Origin of the sequence: Alkalimarinus coralli, from assembly GCF_023650515.1 — a bacterium.
GTDB classification, from domain to species: domain Bacteria; phylum Pseudomonadota; class Gammaproteobacteria; order Pseudomonadales; family Oleiphilaceae; genus Alkalimarinus; species Alkalimarinus coralli.
Genome location: NZ_CP096016.1, coordinates 2689354 through 2705925 on the forward strand (window position 1 = coordinate 2689354; position 16572 = coordinate 2705925).

Sequence of the window (16572 nt, forward strand, 5' to 3'; positions counted from 1 at the left end):
TTATGCCTTCTCTTCTAACGCAGCAATCAGTTGCTGATGTATACCGGAAAAGCCGCCGTTACTCATAATCACTACATGCTGGTTGGATGAACCAGCATCATGAATGCCCTGCGTTACAGTCTTGATAATGCTTTCAACAGACGAACCCAGTTGGTGCTTGCTAACGGCACTATCAACCATGCCATTTAACCAGTCCATTGAACCATCTATTGCCAGGTTTGCCCAAACAACCTGATCTGCCTCATCTGCCGAAGTGAGCAGGCTACGTTGATGGACACCCATTTTCATCGTGTTTGAACGTGGCTCGATGAGCGCGATAATTGAATCTGTACCGACCTGTTTTCTAAGCCCATCAAGGGTTGTCTCAATGGCTGTAGGGTGATGGGCGAAGTCATCATATATCTTAATGCTATTAACACCCGTTACATTTTTAATATCAGCCAATAGTTCAAGGCGGCGCTTAACCCCGCCAAACTGGCTCAGTGCTTCTGCGGCCACTTTGGCAGTCACCCCGACGTGCCTGGCGGCAGCCATTGCCGCGACACCGTTCAACACATTATGCAGGCCTGTCATACCCCAGTTTACGGTCGCATGCTCCTGCTCAATGTTGATAGAAAATTCAGAGCCATCTGGCGCATTAAGCCTGTAGTTCCAGTCGCCGTCTCCTGTAGATATTGTCTGCAAGTCGCTCCAACAACCTTTGTCTAATACCTGTTGGAGGCTTGCTGTGTTTTTCGGGGCAATAATCAGCCCTGATGAAGGCACTGTTCGAATTAAGTGGTGGAACTGTGTTTGGATAGCCGCCAAGTCTGGAAAAATATCAGCATGGTCGAACTCTAAATTATTCATAACTAGCGTGCGTGGACGATAGTGTACAAACTTGGAGCGTTTATCAAAAAAGGCACTGTCGTATTCATCCGCTTCTACAACAAAAAAAGGCGTATCTCCCAGCCGGGCTGAGGCTTCAAAGTTTTGCGGCACCCCCCCGATTAAAAAGCCCGGAGACATGCCCGCATACTCCAGAATCCATGCAAGCATGGTACTTGTGGTTGTCTTTCCATGAGTGCCTGACACAGCCAGCGTCCAGCGCCCTTGCAGCACGTATCTTGAAAGCCACTCTGGCCCTGAGGTATAGGGCAACCCTTGATTCAAAACGGCTTCCACCTCGGGGTTACCACGACTCATGGCATTGCCTATAACCACAAGGTCAGGCTCAGGATTCAGGTTGTCGGGCGAATACCCATTCATCAGCTCAATGCCTTGAGCTTCCAGCTGAGTGCTCATAGGCGGGTAAACGGCTTGGTCAGACCCTGTAACATGATGCCCAAGTTGCTTGGCCAATACCGCCAAGCTGCCCATGAAAGTGCCACAAATACCTAAAATATGAATATGCATTAAAATATATCGCGTCTATTGTATTAATGTTTGTAGTAATGTTGGGTGGAAGAACAGCGTTATTTATTATCAGTTAGTCTGGCTTCTCGCCTTTTCTTTGCCTCAAGCATCACGGCTCTGCGCTGCTCTTCTGTCAATTTACGCCATGCCAGTATTTCATCTAAAGAGCGAAAACAGCCCAGGCAAATATCTTGTTCGTCCAGGCAACAGTTTCTCACGCATGGGTTTGAACGATGCCCATCCGATGGCTTTAAGTTAAGCAACTGTGACATAAACGGCCCACCAGTTAACACCTTCAACTTAAGTTTAATCGCTTATGGTATAGGGTGAAAGCATAATGCACGTAAGAATATAATTTCAGGATGCAGCACAACTGATATAGTACTACCCTATAGTCAATTCTTTTTAAATAGATGCAGGGATAATGCATGCAAGGCTCTACGATCAAACGTTTAATACGCCATTCGGTAATTGTTTTCGCCATGACTCTGCCTACGCTTGCATTCGCTGAGAACAAGCCCTTTTCTGTTGCTTATAACGAAAGCTGGCCACCATTTAGCTTTAGAAATGAAAACAATGAAATGGCAGGCATTCTGGTTGATATCGTTAAAGAAGTCTTTGAGACGAAGTTAAAAGAGCCTGTCGAGTTTTATGGATACCCTTGGAAGCGGGTTCAGCACAATGTTGAAATTGGCGTTCATGATGCGCTTGTAACAACCGCCACTGAAGCACGGCTTGCATATAGCAATAGCAGCAGTGAAGTAGTGTATACGCTTGAAGAAAAAGCATTTATCAACAGGCATTCCAAACATAAAAAAGCGTTATCTGCGCTCACCCTAAGCAACATAAGCGAGTTAGAAAACTACAACGTATGCGACATGATTGGAAATGGCTGGGCAAACAATTTTTATGGCAAGTATGGTATTGAAATAAAGCGATTTAAAGACATTAATCTCTGTTTTAGAAATATAGCATTTGAGCGATATGATATCGCCATACACGCCAGCGCTGCAGGTTTAGCGCTACTAAAAAAAGAGCAGCTTACGGATAAAGTCGAGATGCTGCCTTTCGTATTTGACGAAGTCCCCTTTCCGTTACTGGTCAGCAAAAAATCAAAACACCCAGATATATTGCCTAAGTTCGACCAAGCTATAAGGGTATTCAAGCAGCAAGGTGGAATTCAGAAAATCGTAGACCGATATACGCGTTAAGCTCTTTTTTCAGATACCCAGCGTTCATCATTTTGAAAAAAAATGGCTCGCCGCTGAAAGTACCGGTCTCCAGTTGGGTCTGGCGTGTGAGCGACAGAGTCATGAATATACTTTTCAAACAACAGTGAAGCCTCTTTCGGCAATGAAACAGGCGCGTCCATCCAAGTCAGAAAATCACGTTCTTCGCGAGTAATCGATTTAACTCGGCGCTGCTCATTCATCTGTCCCTTAGCCCCTGATAAGTGGTAAAAAGCAGATGCAGGCGGGGAGAATCTGGGCGTTACGCCTTTAAAGTACAAATCTCTCCATTTAGCGCTGTAGTAGCTCTCGCTTAGTTGAGCGTAAGCATCCTCCATATCATCAATGGAGTTATTTATTGACTCAATTTCATCTTGCTTGCCCTGTAGTTCCCGGTGAATCTCCAAGTAGGCGGGGTCATCATAAACCCCCAGTCTTAACTGAACACCGGTTAACTTTCTTGGCGCACGCCTTTGGGCATCACGAAGATCCTTAATTATTTGAACTCTCTTCTCTCGCTCATCTTTGGAAATAGGCTCTATACTGTCTTGTAAATTCTTTCTGTGAGCCTTGGCCTTATTGATAAGAAGCGTAAATTCATCGGGTTGGGCAACCAATTTTTTCAACCATTTAAAGTAAAGCGCTTCATGGTAGGCAATAGATTGGTAGAGGTTTGGGGTGGAAGGTATCTGACCACAATAAGACTTATAAAAACGTTTAAGCTCAGAAGACACTTCAAATACGCTGTATAGCTCTGGGTTGGATAACTTTAGTTCTTCAACTGAATACAGAGGCACGCCCGCATTAATTGCCGCCTGACTCATATTATGTAGTGGAATGCGAGAAAGCTCTTTATGTCTTCCCTGTTCATGTTGCATATAACCTCCCCCAACATCCGCATGCATACCGGGATAGACCACTTCCTTTAGCCTGCCAGATACAGGTATGCAACCACTAGTGCGTATAGACTGTAGGTCGAATTTAGAACGCCTCTCATGAGCCGCAATAAAATGAACAGTTTTTTCTACAGCCTGCGGGATTTCAAACTCAAAACCCCAATCTATATTATTCCCCCCAAGACCAAACGAACCCACAGTATCAAAAATACCCAAAAATTTGATATTAATATGTTCGCCTACTTTGAATGGGTTACCAGGGTCGTTCTGATTCTCCAGACCTTCATTGACCAACACATTTGCGAAGTGCCGAGCTAACGCGGCACCTCGGCTAAAGCCAAATAGGGCTATATTGATAGTTTTTGCATGGTTCTGATCCTTTAAAAAATCAGCAGCTTTACTTTTGGCGTACAGAATTCGAGCTTGCCCTCCTGCACCTGAGGCGCCCCCGATATAGACCGAGTCACGGATATAGTCAATAGGCCCTTGATCGCCGCTTCTCGTGCCCACACCGTTAATGTATATTCGGTAGACCCCGCTATTGACCAGCTCTTTAGCGGATTTGTGTAGTTTGGCTACATTAGTCATTCTTCCAAGCGCTTCATCAACTTCAATATTATTACCTGTTCCATCAAAGAAAACACTAATCCATATACTATCGGGTTTGTTACAGGCAATCCCCCCGTTGCACTTTGCTGAAGAAAGTTGTGACGCAGAACTAAAATGGGTATTAATATTCATTGATCGACTCATCCTTGAGTTATAGTAAGTTACAATTTAATGCCTATGCCACCACCAACCTATTTTTTTGGGGCCATCATAAAAACTTACGCCTTGCGAATCATTGTTTTTATCAATATATGAAACTCCCAGCTCGGCTATAATACGGTCATTAGGAAAAACATGAATTCTGAGCTGGTTATCACGTACCCTAGCGCCACTCGGCAGATCAGGATATGGTGGAATAGGTATTACTTGAACATTGTCTTCATCCCCTATTACATCCCCCCAATTCCAGGTAAAAATAGCCTTACGCGGTACCCATTTAACATCTAGCAATACACTTCCCCCCTCATTCTGAGCATTTGCGGCTCCAGCCCAATAGGTAAACCCGCCTAGCTGTATTGAGCTTGTAAATATCGGCCGGTCTGTATGGTTAACAATGATGATCGAGTGAAACCCGTCCCGATACCAGACGCAGCTTGCACTCGCTAATACCATTAGCACTAACATCACACCGCCACAGGCCTTCAATAGCTTATTTTTCATTGTCCAAGTCCTTTTTTGAGGGGGGCAGCACCCCAATTGTGCTCACGGATATATTCCCAAGTTATCTCATCAATACCTGATAGCGCATCACTTAACGAGTTATATTTTCTGTCTTTTGTGGCATTTATAATGATTGGATGGGTCTCAAAACGATCTCCAAACTCCAGTGACAGACTGCTTAACAGCCCTACAGAAGAGTCGTCATTGAACCCCAATCGGGTAGCCCTTGGAATGTAATCATCTCTTATCCGCGTTAGAATTTCCGCGTCTGTGAAGGCATGAGTTTTTTCAATAAAGTTCAACTTCAAATAACTCAATATTTTGAAGGGCAATAAGGCTGATGTAAGGATGGGAGTAAGCCTCTGTTCAAATCGACGAGTAGTCATCATTGTGTCGGTCAAGTCTGCATTGCTCACTTGCTCATAAAGTGCGATTTCTTCGTTGTAATAATCCCATATCATGAGTCTCGAAATGGGGTACACTAGTTGCTCAACACTCTGCTCGGGGGCATATTGGAGATACGCAAGCATCACGCGTGGGTCATAAAAGCGAAATAACATCGGCTTGCCATCGTCATCAACTACACAAACTCTGGCTCTATATAAAATAAATAGCGCATCCAAAGAAAGAGACGATGTGAAGAAAAACCCGACAGGCTGTTTTTGCCAACTACCCAAGATCCAATTCGTAAGTGATGATTCTTTCTCAAGTTTAACAATATACGGGGCTTGCTCTGACAGCTCGGCGGCAGACGACTGGAAAAACAACGATATGGCTTGAGGTTCTTTTTCTAGTTCCCATATCTTGGCTGGCAATGCTTGGTGAGAGGCAGCATCTAAAAAAGCATAAGTGTTTTCTCCATGATCAGGCCACAATTTTTCATAGAGCAAGTCCAAGCTGATTGCATCATGCTTCATGGCCGCATCCCCCTGGTTCACCGCACACTTCGCACGCTGTCTGCAAGGCTGAGGCATTTGATGAGGCCACTTCCAGTTTATCCGCAGTCAAAAAGCTAAGCGCCCCACCATCATGGTGAAAATCAATGGCTTCCTGCTTGTGGGGCTGGTTAGCTTTACCCTTTTCAGCGCGCTTACCTGCCCCTTCCCCTACGACTTCAATGGCCGCCTCAGGTGTTTTCGGTGATGCCGCACTGGCAGACCCTGCACTGCCGCCACCATTCAGATTAATGGTGGCACCCTGTATTTGAACTCCCGCCGGGCTGAGCTTAACGAAAGCGCCGCCCGCTTTGATTGTCAGCTCAACCCCAGCATCGATAGTGACTTTACTACCTGCCTTAATATGAACATCACCACCAGATTGCTGTTTTATATCGCCCCCGACTTTGGCCTGCTGATCGCCTTTCACCGTCAAGTGATAACCGCCACCGGTCTGGCATTTAATATCGCCATCGGCAGATTGGTTTATCTCGCCTTTTATCTGCTCAAATCGGCTTTTTCCAACGATCAGATGGTTGTCTGCGCCGACATGGGTTTTGTGGTTCTCCAGCACTTTCAGATCAAGGTCCTTTTGAGCATGCACAAATATCTGTTCCTGGCCTTTTTTGTCTTCGATTCTAAGTTCGTTAAAACCACCCGCAGGGACACTTTGGGTTTTAAATGAGGTACGCGTTTTATGGTCAGGTAGTTTATAAGGAGGCTTGTGCAGGCTATGGTAAACGCAGCCAGTGACGATCGGGTGATCAGGGTTGCCATCCACAAAATCCACTATCACCTCCTGCCCGACCCGTGGCAGGTTAATCGCTCCCCACTGATTGCTTGCCCATGACTGGGAGACCCTTACCCAGCACGAGCTTTTATTCTCTCGCTCCCAATGAAAATTAACTTTGATGCGCCCAAGGTCATCGGTATAGATCGTTTCACCTGGCGCGCCATGCACGACGGCCGTTTGAGAACCTTTAATCAAAGGTCGTTGATAGCCTCTTTGCGAGCGGTATTCCATGCTGGATGGAACGCACGAAACCTCTGCCGTAAAGCGATAACTGCCACTGCCCGATTGCTCTTCCAGAACCTGAGGCTGGTCGCCACTCTGTCGTAATTCAGCAATCAGGAAGTCATCATTGAAGTCGCTCCTCGGGTGCTGGCTAAGCGAAAAGACCGCGCCACTACTCAAAAAACTCACAGTGCCCGCAGCGTCTATCTTGCAGCTTGCGATAGATTCTCGTGCTAACGCAATACGGCTTAACCTATCGCCTTCTTCCGACTGTTTGTAACCACCGGGGTAACGATACTGCTCGAGTGAGGCGTCTCGACTATTCTGAGCGGATGACATGAGAGAACGGTTCGGTTTTTCGTAGTCATAGTCATTAAACGTCACTCGGTCATGGCCGACCTGCTGACTCCAGCAAAAAGCGTGAAGTGTTGCTTCATCGCCTGACTGGCCGCTATTTCCCTGAAACTTAATATCCCGGCGTGGCGTTAACGGGCGGAATGCTGCCGGGTTATCAGCGATGACCATCACCGGTTGACGCTCAGTATGTTCAAAATGAAAATGAATCCCTTCCTCCTCCATTAACCGGGCAACAAAGTGCCATTCATTTTCATCATATTGGACGCAATATTCACGCAACGGATAATGGCTGCTCAGTTGAAACCTGACACTCTGGCTATCAAGCCCGGCATCATCAAATACTTGCTTTAAAATCGATGGGACATCCTGATCCTGAAATATCCTGAAACCGTGCCGGTGTTGCAACCATTTAAACTGAGGAACAATCGTCAGGGTATAAAACGAAAAGCGACGCTGCATGGCCCCTTGCGTGACCGAATAAACAGCACCCAAAATAGTCCTGGTATTGCCTTGTGAATCTTTTATTTGAAAGGATGCCTGACGGCCAATTAAATCATTGAGTGATAAAGAGGGATTTTCACAAGCAACTTCAATGGAGTACTCGTAAAGTGCTGATATCGCTTCGTGCCCGTTAAAATGAACCACCCGGAGCAAGTCATTCAGACCTGCAACAGATAACATTAGACGAGCGTTCCAGCGCTGCTGGTTTGGCAGTGAAGACGGTGTGGCCGACATAATTCTCTTCCATGAGTGAGGCGTCAGAGCCTGATTGTTTAAGCGGCAGTTTTAATCCCGCCTTACTACTAGAGACCTTTGCACGACTACTGCGCTTACAAATACAGCGTTAAAAAATGACTCAAAATGCTCATTTATTACTCATAAACTGCGCTTTTTCTTCATTTTTTGCCTTGTCTTTGCTTCGCTCGTAACGTCGTGCAAAGGTCTCTCCTAATATTCCAGGGTTTCGTAATAACCGGCTAACCCCGAAATACCCTTTTTCATCCTGTTCGTCCTGAACAAGCAAGAGCGATTATAAAGCAAACAACCCTCGGTGTAACCCGCCAGACTCACGGAACAAACAAAAAGCAGGCAAGATCGCCTATTGCCCCCAGCCTCTGCCTCGTTATAATCGTTAGCCTTACCTACATTATGGAAACTCTTCAAACAGATGAAAATTTACCTTGTTGGTGGCGCTGTACGAGATAGGCTTTTAGGCCTACCGGTAAAAGATCGCGACTGGGTGGTCGTTGGCGCAACGCCTCAACAAATGATCGATGATGGCTATCAACAGGTGGGCGCTGATTTCCCGGTTTTCCTGCATCCCAAAACCAGGGAAGAGTACGCATTGGCGCGTACCGAACGTAAAAAGGGCAAAGGCTATCTGGGGTTTGAGTGTTTTTCGTCCCCCGACGTAACCTTGGAAGAGGATCTTAAGCGCAGAGACCTGACCATTAATGCCATGGCATCACTGGACAACGAAATTATCGACCCCTATCACGGTCAGGATGACTTAAAGCAAAAAACACTTCGCCATGTTTCTAGTGCATTTTCAGAGGACCCTTTGCGAATTTTGAGGGTGGCTCGTTTTGCTGCTCGATTTAGCCACTTGGGCTTCTCAATCGCAGATGAAACAATCACGCTGATGACCGAAATTGTAGACTCAGGTGAAGCCGCTCACCTTGTTGCTGAGCGCGTCTGGCAGGAGACGGCTAGAGCACTGAGCGAACAGTCTCCCTGGGTGTATTTCGAAACCTTAAAAGAGTGTGGCGCACTCAGCGTGCTCTTTCCTGAATTAGACACATTGTTTGGTATTCCTCAACCCGAGCAGCATCACCCTGAGATTGATACCGGAGTGCACAGTTTAATGTCACTGAAGGTCGCCTGCGAACTCAGCACTGATATTGCGGTCAGGTTTGCCGCTTTGGTACACGACTTGGGCAAAGGACTAACACCCACGTCTGAGTGGCCAAAGCATCATGGCCACGAAAAAAAGGGCTTGTCTCTGATAAAAAAACTCTGCACCCGCATAAAAGTCCCTAATGAAGTACGCACTCTATCTCTGCTTGCAGGGGAATTTCACACCCACGTTCATCGTGCTTTTGAGCTTAAACCTGCCACTGTATTAAAAGTGATTAAATCATCAGATGCCTTTCGAAATAATGAACGATTTCGACAGCTTTTATTGGTTTGTGAAGCAGATGCCAAAGGACGAACTGGCTTCGAAAACTGTACATATGCCCAACACCAATACTTTTTAGATGCATTTGAGGCCGCCAGATCAGTGCAAGCATCCACGCTTATTGAGCAAGGGTTTAGTGGGAAGGAGTTAGGTCAGGCACTACAGCGCAGCCAGCAAGCGCAGATTCAGCGGCTAAAACAAAATTATGCGCTTACCAAAAGCCAGCAAGAGTAAGGGTCAAATAAAATGACTGAATCAAGCCGCGACACAAAAACCGCATTGATCACTGGAGCTGCCCGGCGCATAGGTGCAAGCATTGCGAAAGCGCTTCACCAGCGAGGCTATAATGTCATCATTCATTATAACCACAGTAAAGATGACGCTGATTGCTTAGTCGAAAGCCTGCTCGCAATACGAGCAAACTCCGCCGTCGCCATTCAAGCCAACCTTCAGGAATTGAGCGACCTAGACCGGCTATCTGAATCTGCAACGGCACAGTGGGGGCATATCAACCTGTTGGTTAACAATGCATCATGCTTCTATCCGACGCCTATCACTGACACAATCACAAGCCAGCAAAGCGATAACTCAACCAAGCTGGTTGACTGGAACACGATAATTGATACAAATCTACGCGCGCCTTACTTCCTATCCCTATCATTAGCCGATGAACTACGAAAGGTGAATGGCGCAATCATTAATCTTGTAGATATCTACGCTGAGCGACCTCTTAAACATCACTCTATCTACAACATAAGCAAAGCCGGTATCGCGATGACCACTCAAACACTGGCGAGAGAGTTGGCCCCGGAGATACGTGTAAATGGTGTCTCTCCTGGCGCTATTTTATGGCCCGAAAACGAATCAACTGAGCAGAATGCAGCGCAGCAGAGGATTGTATCCCAGACGCCCATGGCTCGCAGCGGAGCCCCTGAAGATATCTGCGAAGCAGTGTGTTATCTCGCTGCCAGCTCATTTGTGACAGGACAAATCATCAAGGTTGATGGAGGAAGAAGTCTCTATCTCTAGAGGTAATAGTTGCGTAAGTGTAATAGTTAAGCTCCACAATAGATCACGTTGACGCGAAACGATAAAACCAAACGAATCAATATACAGACTAACAGGCATCACTTAATACGAGGACACACCATGAAAAATGTTGTTATTGTTGCTGCAGGGCGCACACCAATAGGCACCTTCGGCGGCAGCCTTTCATCACTGACGGCAGACCAGCTCGGATCACTCACAATAAAAGCGTTGCTCGAAAAATACTCCATTTCGCCTGACCATGTCGACGAGGTCATACTAGGCCAGGTGCTTACCGCAGGGTGTGGCCAAAACCCTGCAAGACAGGCTTCAGTTAACGCAGGCATACCTGTCACCGTTCCAGCGATGACTATTAACAAAGTATGCGGCTCCGGGCTTAAAGCAGTTCATATGGCAGCCCAAGCCATTGCCTGTGGTGACGCTGAACTGATTATTGCTGGCGGGCAAGAAAGCATGAGCCAATCACCTCATGTGTTACCCAAGTCCAGGAATGGTCAAAAGATGGGTAACTGGAACCTGGTAGACACAATGGTTAACGATGGCCTTTGGGATGCATTTAACGATTACCATATGGGTATTACTGCAGAAAATATTGCTGAAAAGTTTGAAATATCCAGAGAAGAGCAAGACCAGTTTGCAGTCGCATCACAGCAGAAAGCTGAAGCGGCTCAAAAAGCAAACCGGTTTGCGGATGAGATTATCCCTGTATCCGTTCCTCAGCGCAGAGGGGAACCCGTTATTGTCGATACAGACGAAAACCCACGCCATGGTGCAAACATGGAATCAATGGGTAAGATGCGCCCAGCATTCAAAAAAGACGGTTCAATTACGGCGGCAAATGCCTCTTCTCTCAACGACGGTGCTGCAACCGTTATTGTTTGTAGTGAAGAGAAAGCAAAAGAACTGGGTTTAACACCTCTAGCCACGATCAAAGCCTATGCTAATGCGGGTGTAGACCCTAGCATCATGGGAACAGGCCCGGTGCCTGCGACCCAACAGTGCTTGAGCAATGCTGGCTGGACAATTGATGATTTAGACCTTATCGAAGCAAACGAAGCATTCGCGGCTCAGGCAATTTCAGTTAACCGAGGGCTAGGTTGGGATACAGACAAGGTTAATGTGAATGGCGGAGCCATAGCGCTCGGGCACCCGATTGGCGCATCAGGTTGTCGGGTTCTGGTAACACTGATTCATGAAATGATAAAACGCGATGCCAAGAAAGGGCTTGCAACACTCTGTATCGGCGGCGGAATGGGGGTCTCTCTGGCGATTGAGCGCTAGCCATACGGCATATCCCAAGTAGCACTGTGGAGATAAGACCCTACGGTTGCTCCTGTTGAAAGACAGATCTTCTAAAATTGTGTGGAGTCTAGGCTCTGCACAATTTGGCTATTTAGCTGTCGTCGCTTGGCGTCGGCTAGAAGTGTAAATAGTCATGTGAGGTTTCTATTTCAACTTCCCGGTGGTGGCTGCGAATTTTCTCTATCACTTCGTATTGATGGTTTTTATCAACATCCACCAGCAACATTTGTTTTCCCTCTTCAATATCAAGCTCGTGCTCTTCAATATTGACCTCGTTCCGGCCCAAGCCGATTATGGCCCCCATCAGTGCGCCAGCCCCTGCACCAATAATGCCGCCCTGCATAAACATAACAAAACCAATATACATTCCGGATGATGATAGCAGCACCGCCCAAAATCCACACAGCAGACCTGCTAACGCCCCTCTTTTTGTCATATTCCATGCATCGCTAACATGAAAGGCATGGGCTACCGGAACATGCGCCATCCGGGCATCATGAGAACTGTTTGATAGCAGGTGCATATGGTGATCATCAACACCCAAACTTCTCAGCTCGTCGGCAACACCTACGACACTTTTTACATCAGGAAGTAAAAAATAAAGACGAACCATATCCACCTCCCCAGGATAAGTCAGCCAAACTCGGCTCACCAAGCCTAGCCTCCCCCTACTTAAAGTATAAGGATCAGGCCTCAAGTAATCCAAGGCCAAATGATGCTAACAAAAGGTTTTAATAGTGCGTTTGGTGAAGTCAATGCCAGAGGCTTTTGCATTAATCTTTTCCACTTCTAACGGCCGCTTAAACCGTAGTAAAGATCTAAGCCATATTGGTAATATGGCCTCATTCAGGGCCTCACCGTTTGACAAAAAAGCCAGCTATTTAAGCTGGCTTTTTTGCTATTCACGGGATTCAGAGAGCAAGCACGTAAAGAAACGAACACTTGCCAACCCGCCTCTCTATTTTATATCTCACCGGCTATTGCTTTCTTGGCCATTTTGCCTAATTCAATATGGTGAGTCATTGAAGAGAACTTACTCTCAACAGCATCTGGGCCAAAGGCAATCACAGCAACCGGCGTGCTAGTGTGTGTACCCGTTCCCCATACAACATTTTGCTGTTCACTCAACGCACGCCCCAATAAGTCATTTCGAATTTCATCGCCATAAACATAAAACGATTTAAAGTCATTAACTTTTGGGAAACTCTTTGAGTCTAGGTACTTGTGCCCTTTAACGTGATAGTCATTATTTTCGCGAGCAAGAATTTCATTGGCTTGGTCAACAGTGATATCAAACTCGCTATTTTCATTTACCAGTTTGGCCAACGCCTCCGCTGTTTTTTCCCCACTGTCATAATCAGCAAGGATATTCGCAAAGCTCTTTTTCTGCATATATAGCTTGTCGAGAATATCGAAACTACCAAAATTGAAATTTGGCTTATATTGAGCATTGGCAAATGCCTTGCCAGTTACTTCTTTTGCTTCAGGCAAGTTGGCGCGAGTGTAACTAAAACCAAAGCCGCCAGTTTCATGGTCTGCCGTAACTAAAACCAATGTATCATTACGCTTGCGCGCCCACTCATAAACATAGTTTACGGCTTCATCAAACTTGAGCATTTCATGCAGCATAGTCCCGGCATCATTATCATGGCCTGCCCAGTCGATTCGGCCTCCCTCGATCATGAGGAAAAAGCCATCCTCGTCCTGAGAAAGGATATCCAGAGCTTTCTCTGTCATCTCTCTCAGACCCGGCATGGTTCGATTCGGATCATTTTTAGTTTGCGTGTATTCAATGCCATCCTGCATTCCTGAATATGCAAACAACCCTAACAGCTTACCATTATCGACTTGTGACAGGTCATCACGATTAAAGGCAAGGCTATAGCCCATTTTTTCAGCTTCATTCAACAGGTTTTTATTGTCCTTACGCTTAGACTTGATCTTAACCGCGCCGCCTGTTTTCTCTACAAGCGCCTGATAGGCTTCGCCTTTCTCATTGACTTCTTGAGGGATCCAGTAACGCAAACCACCCGATAACATGACATCAACTTGGTTTGCCAACATATCTTCTGCTATCTGGTTTTCCAAAGAGCGGTGATAACGGTGCGCTGCAAATGCTGCCGGGGTAGCATGGGTCAACCGAGTGTCAGAAACAAGCCCCGTTGCCTTTCCTTGTGCCTTAGCCAGTTCGAGAACGGTTTCAACACTATTACCATTAATATCCAAACCCACGGCCTCGGATAGTGATGGCTCACCTGTTGCGAGTTGAGAAGCAGAACAGGCAGAGTCAGCAACAATACTATCCGCGGGGTTGTGCGATGATAACCCGAGAGTACCGTTATTGATCATTTTGGCCAGACCCGTTTGCTGATCTTTATAGATTGACGTCGAGGCATTAACTGCATAATTTTCCAGCAATCCCATCTGCTGTGGCCCCATACCATCACCAATCATCATGATCACATTCTTCACTTGCGAAGGTGACTCAGATACCGCACTTTCAGTTTGCGTATGGCTGCACCCAACGACAGTCAACATGGATAGCCCAAGGCTCAATGCCTTAACATGTTTGACCAAACTCTTTTCTTGCATTTCAACACTCCGAATAGAACTGCTTATTGTGATTTTCGTTTTTGAACAAAGTGTCAGCATTATCTTTCTAACCCATTACATTTTTATGACATGTTTGTTTATTTATGAATGAATAAAATTGATTAATCAGATTATAGAAATATCGAGTTATAATGGTGGCCACTATCAACCAGCAATAATGCAAAATGCCTATCACCTATGATCAATATCGTACTATTTGAACCTGAAATTCCACCCAATACAGGCAATATAATCAGGCTCTGCGCCAATACAGGCTTTCAACTTCATCTAATTGAGCCAATGGGCTTTATCTTGGATGACAAGAGGTTACGACGTGCGGGGCTGGACTACCATGAATGGGCGGCAGCCAAAATTCACAAAAATTATGAGGCATTTTTAACTTCAGAACAGCCAGAACGCATCTTTGCATTTACCACAAAGGGCAGCCACTACTATCAGGATGTAGCGTTTAAAAAAAGTGACTATTTGATGTTTGGCCCAGAAACACGGGGCCTGCCTGAAGATATACGGGCACAGATACCAAACGAGCAATGGTTGAGAATTCCGATGAAAGAGAATAGTCGAAGCTTAAATCTATCGAATACTGTTGCCTTAGTCGTTTATGAAGCCTGGCGTCAGTTTGATTTTGAGGGGGGGATGTAACATCAAATAACAAGGAGGGCACATATACGACTCTGCGGCCCTTCTTGTTACCGTTTTTCTGAAGCTCGCTAAATTAGTGAGTAGCCGCGCCTTCAGCCTGCTGAGCTTCTTCTTGCTTACGCTTCATTGCTTCTGCAAAAATTGCATCAAAGTTAACTGGAGCAAGCATTAACGATGGGAAACTTCCTTTGTTCACTAAGCTATCAACAGCTTCGCGAGCATAAGGAAATAGTACATTCGGACAAAATGCCCCTAGTGTTTGAGCCAGTTGAGGGCCTTCAATTCCTGTAATGTGAAAAATACCCGCCTGCTGGATCTCAACGATGAAGGCAACCTTCTCGTCAACCTTGGCAGTGATAGATAGCGATACAACAACCTCGTACTGGGACTCACTCACCTTGTCGCTTGAAGTATTCAGATCCATATTAATCTGAGGCTTCCACTGCTGCTGGAAAACATCTGGCGCACTCGGAGATTCAAAAGAGATGTCTTTTACATAAATACGCTGTAGAGCAAACTGTGGTTGAGCGGGTGCTTGTTGTTCATTTTCCGGCATAACAATTCCTTAAACTTAATATTTTTATTTATTAGTGATCGTATAACCGATCCCTGACTGCAATAATAAAAGTTAAACTACAATGATTCGAGTGCAGAGGTCACTTTTACTTTATTCGATTTTTTTCCAAGCTTAGTTATTTCCAAGCTTAGTCTTTTGAGATCTGAAAAGACCTTACCCAGATCAAGCCTTCATCCTAAACAAAGAATAATAACCTGAGACCTTTGCACGACTACTGCGCTTACAAATACAGCGTTAAAAAATGACTCAAAATGCTCATTTATTACTCATAAACTGCGCTTTTTCTTCATTTTTTGCCTTGCCTTTGCTTCGCTCGTAACGTCGTGCAAAGGTCTCAACGTAGCTAATTGTAATGGGGTCAATCGGCACAAAGTTCAAGTGCCGAGTCTAACTTTCCACTTCGCTCTAAAGCATAAAGCTCATCACAGCCGCCAATATGCTGGTCCCCAATCCATATTTGAGGCACGGTATGCCGACCACTTTTTACCATCATTTCGCGTCTAAGCGCAGGGTCATTATCGACCGCAATCTCTTCAAAACTGACCCCTTTGCTATTGAGTAAGTTTTTGGCACGAACGCAATACGGACAAAAGCGCGTGGTATACAACACTACATTATTCATCAACTACAACTCTCTAATGACGCCACCAAGCAAGAATGCTTATTTTTTAACCAGTGGTAAGCTACTGTTTTTCCATTCGCTAATACCACCCGTCATACGACATATATTTTCAAAGCCTGCCGCTTTCAGCGTTTTACCAGCCATTCCAGAGTGCTGGCCCGCCTTGTCAACGATGACCAATTGTTTATCTTTATACTTTTCCAATTCGCTAGTACGGTCTTTTAAGCTGGCAAAAGGAATATGCAACGAACCTTTTATCCGCCCTTCACTAAACTCTTTCTTTTCCCTTATATCAACAATAACGGCCTCATCTTTGTTCAGTAATAATGTTGCCTGCTGAGGAGAAAGCGAACGACCAGAGCGATGTTTCTCCAACAAGAAAAGCACCACCAACAGCCCTACAAAGCTTGAAGCAAGAATCCAGTGATTAATCGCAAACTCAAAAAGTCTTTCCATTATTACATCCAGTCGTTGATAGAATTAAGATTGGCGGC

Annotated in this window: 16 protein-coding genes; 5 read left to right on the top strand and 11 right to left on the bottom strand. The window is 45.6% G+C overall.

Going from position 1 to position 16572, the window contains the following annotated elements; all coding sequences use genetic code 11:
• Together mpl and MY523_RS11955 are read right to left on the bottom strand one after the other, a co-directional pair.
• Window positions 1-1395: a UDP-N-acetylmuramate:L-alanyl-gamma-D-glutamyl-meso-diaminopimelate ligase gene (gene mpl / locus MY523_RS11950; RefSeq protein WP_250654931.1), complete on the bottom strand. Its 1395-nt coding sequence runs from the start codon at window positions 1393-1395 to the stop codon at window positions 1-3.
• 59 nt (window positions 1396-1454) lie between these two features.
• A complete protein-coding gene (locus tag MY523_RS11955; protein WP_250654932.1) occupies window positions 1455-1667 on the bottom strand; it encodes a DUF1289 domain-containing protein in 213 nt (70 codons plus the stop codon).
• 156 nt (window positions 1668-1823) lie between these two features.
• On the opposite strand from MY523_RS11955, the gene MY523_RS11960 reads away from it, so the two are divergent.
• Window positions 1824-2606 carry a substrate-binding periplasmic protein gene (locus MY523_RS11960; protein WP_250654933.1) on the top strand — a complete coding sequence of 261 codons (783 nt, stop codon included), beginning with the start codon at window positions 1824-1826 and terminating at the stop codon, window positions 2604-2606.
• Here the strand turns inward: MY523_RS11960 and MY523_RS11965 are convergent.
• From MY523_RS11965 to MY523_RS11980, 4 genes are read right to left on the bottom strand one after another with little or no spacing between them, the layout of a single operon-like run.
• The gene (locus MY523_RS11965) at window positions 2603-4261 is read right to left on the bottom strand and encodes a T6SS phospholipase effector Tle1-like catalytic domain-containing protein (RefSeq protein ID WP_250654934.1); all 1659 of its coding nucleotides are present in this window, start codon (window positions 4259-4261) and stop codon (window positions 2603-2605) included. The genes MY523_RS11960 and MY523_RS11965 overlap by 4 nt on opposite strands.
• A 36-nt stretch (window positions 4262-4297) precedes the next feature.
• Window positions 4298-4789, bottom strand: a complete 492-nt coding sequence (locus MY523_RS11970) for a hypothetical protein (RefSeq protein WP_250654935.1) — start codon at window positions 4787-4789, stop codon at window positions 4298-4300.
• Window positions 4786-5706, bottom strand: a complete 921-nt coding sequence (locus tag MY523_RS11975) for a DUF4123 domain-containing protein (protein WP_250654936.1) — start codon at window positions 5704-5706, stop codon at window positions 4786-4788. Before MY523_RS11975 ends, MY523_RS11970 begins: the two co-directional genes overlap by 4 nt.
• Window positions 5696-7831, bottom strand: coding sequence for a type VI secretion system Vgr family protein (locus tag MY523_RS11980; RefSeq protein ID WP_250654937.1), 2136 nt, complete (start codon window positions 7829-7831; stop codon window positions 5696-5698). The genes MY523_RS11975 and MY523_RS11980 overlap by 11 nt, the downstream gene beginning before the upstream one ends.
• 433 nt (window positions 7832-8264) lie before the next feature.
• Between MY523_RS11980 and MY523_RS11985 the strand changes: the two genes are divergently transcribed.
• The 3 genes from MY523_RS11985 (at window position 8265) to MY523_RS11995 (ending at window position 11603) form a co-directional block, all read left to right on the top strand.
• The gene (locus MY523_RS11985; RefSeq protein WP_250654938.1) at window positions 8265-9509 is read left to right on the top strand and encodes a multifunctional CCA addition/repair protein; all 1245 of its coding nucleotides are present in this window, start codon (window positions 8265-8267) and stop codon (window positions 9507-9509) included.
• A gap of 12 nt (window positions 9510-9521) precedes the next feature.
• Window positions 9522-10304, top strand: a complete 783-nt coding sequence (locus tag MY523_RS11990) for a pteridine reductase (RefSeq protein WP_250654939.1) — start codon at window positions 9522-9524, stop codon at window positions 10302-10304.
• Window positions 10305-10424: 120 nt separating this feature from the next.
• The gene (locus MY523_RS11995; protein ID WP_250654940.1) at window positions 10425-11603 is read left to right on the top strand and encodes an acetyl-CoA C-acetyltransferase; all 1179 of its coding nucleotides are present in this window, start codon (window positions 10425-10427) and stop codon (window positions 11601-11603) included.
• Between the two features lie 136 nt (window positions 11604-11739).
• Here the strand turns inward: MY523_RS11995 and MY523_RS12000 are convergent, their stop codons facing one another.
• Both MY523_RS12000 and MY523_RS12005 read right to left on the bottom strand, forming a co-directional pair.
• Window positions 11740-12237 carry a DUF1269 domain-containing protein gene (locus MY523_RS12000; protein WP_250654941.1) on the bottom strand — a complete coding sequence of 166 codons (498 nt, stop codon included), beginning with the start codon at window positions 12235-12237 and terminating at the stop codon, window positions 11740-11742.
• Between the two features lie 350 nt (window positions 12238-12587).
• Entirely contained in the window at window positions 12588-14216 is a 1629-nt protein-coding gene (locus MY523_RS12005; RefSeq protein ID WP_250654942.1) for an alkaline phosphatase, read from the bottom strand.
• Window positions 14217-14414: 198 nt separating this feature from the next.
• On the opposite strand from MY523_RS12005, the gene trmL reads away from it, so the two are divergent.
• Window positions 14415-14879, top strand: coding sequence for a tRNA (uridine(34)/cytosine(34)/5-carboxymethylaminomethyluridine(34)-2'-O)-methyltransferase TrmL (gene trmL / locus MY523_RS12010; protein WP_250654943.1), 465 nt, complete (start codon window positions 14415-14417; stop codon window positions 14877-14879).
• Between the two features lie 73 nt (window positions 14880-14952).
• Here trmL and secB read toward each other — a convergent pair whose 3' ends face one another.
• From secB to MY523_RS12025, 3 genes are all read right to left on the bottom strand, one after another.
• Window positions 14953-15435: a protein-export chaperone SecB gene (secB, locus tag MY523_RS12015; RefSeq protein WP_250654944.1), complete on the bottom strand. Its 483-nt coding sequence runs from the start codon at window positions 15433-15435 to the stop codon at window positions 14953-14955.
• Between the two features lie 379 nt (window positions 15436-15814).
• Window positions 15815-16078, bottom strand: a complete 264-nt coding sequence (gene grxC, locus MY523_RS12020; RefSeq protein WP_250654945.1) for a glutaredoxin 3 — start codon at window positions 16076-16078, stop codon at window positions 15815-15817.
• Window positions 16079-16117: 39 nt separating this feature from the next.
• On the bottom strand, window positions 16118-16534 hold the full coding sequence (locus MY523_RS12025) for a rhodanese-like domain-containing protein (RefSeq protein WP_250654946.1): 417 nt from the start codon (window positions 16532-16534) through the stop codon (window positions 16118-16120).
• Window positions 16535-16572 lie beyond the last annotated feature (38 nt).

Excerpts from the sequence above, each read along its gene's own strand:
- MY523_RS11995 (WP_250654940.1), top strand. The coding sequence starts at position 10,425 with ATGAAAAATGTTGTTATTGTTGCTGCAGGGCGCACACCAATAGGCACC.
- MY523_RS11970 (WP_250654935.1), bottom strand. The coding sequence starts at position 4,789 with ATGAAAAATAAGCTATTGAAGGCCTGTGGCGGTGTGATGTTAGTGCTA.
- grxC (WP_250654945.1), bottom strand. The coding sequence starts at position 16,078 with ATGAATAATGTAGTGTTGTATACCACGCGCTTTTGTCCGTATTGCGTT.
- MY523_RS12000 (WP_250654941.1), bottom strand. The coding sequence starts at position 12,237 with ATGGTTCGTCTTTATTTTTTACTTCCTGATGTAAAAAGTGTCGTAGGT.
- MY523_RS11965 (WP_250654934.1), bottom strand. The coding sequence starts at position 4,261 with ATGAATATTAATACCCATTTTAGTTCTGCGTCACAACTTTCTTCAGCA.
- MY523_RS11985 (WP_250654938.1), top strand. The coding sequence starts at position 8,265 with ATGAAAATTTACCTTGTTGGTGGCGCTGTACGAGATAGGCTTTTAGGC.
- MY523_RS11980 (WP_250654937.1), bottom strand. The coding sequence starts at position 7,831 with ATGTCGGCCACACCGTCTTCACTGCCAAACCAGCAGCGCTGGAACGCT.
- trmL (WP_250654943.1), top strand. The coding sequence starts at position 14,415 with ATGATCAATATCGTACTATTTGAACCTGAAATTCCACCCAATACAGGC.
- MY523_RS11960 (WP_250654933.1), top strand. The coding sequence starts at position 1,824 with ATGCAAGGCTCTACGATCAAACGTTTAATACGCCATTCGGTAATTGTT.
- secB (WP_250654944.1), bottom strand. The coding sequence starts at position 15,435 with ATGCCGGAAAATGAACAACAAGCACCCGCTCAACCACAGTTTGCTCTA.
- MY523_RS11955 (WP_250654932.1), bottom strand. The coding sequence starts at position 1,667 with ATGTCACAGTTGCTTAACTTAAAGCCATCGGATGGGCATCGTTCAAAC.
- MY523_RS11975 (WP_250654936.1), bottom strand. The coding sequence starts at position 5,706 with ATGAAGCATGATGCAATCAGCTTGGACTTGCTCTATGAAAAATTGTGG.
- mpl (WP_250654931.1), bottom strand. The coding sequence starts at position 1,395 with ATGCATATTCATATTTTAGGTATTTGTGGCACTTTCATGGGCAGCTTG.
- MY523_RS12025 (WP_250654946.1), bottom strand. The coding sequence starts at position 16,534 with ATGGAAAGACTTTTTGAGTTTGCGATTAATCACTGGATTCTTGCTTCA.
- MY523_RS12005 (WP_250654942.1), bottom strand. The coding sequence starts at position 14,216 with ATGCAAGAAAAGAGTTTGGTCAAACATGTTAAGGCATTGAGCCTTGGG.
- MY523_RS11990 (WP_250654939.1), top strand. The coding sequence starts at position 9,522 with ATGACTGAATCAAGCCGCGACACAAAAACCGCATTGATCACTGGAGCT.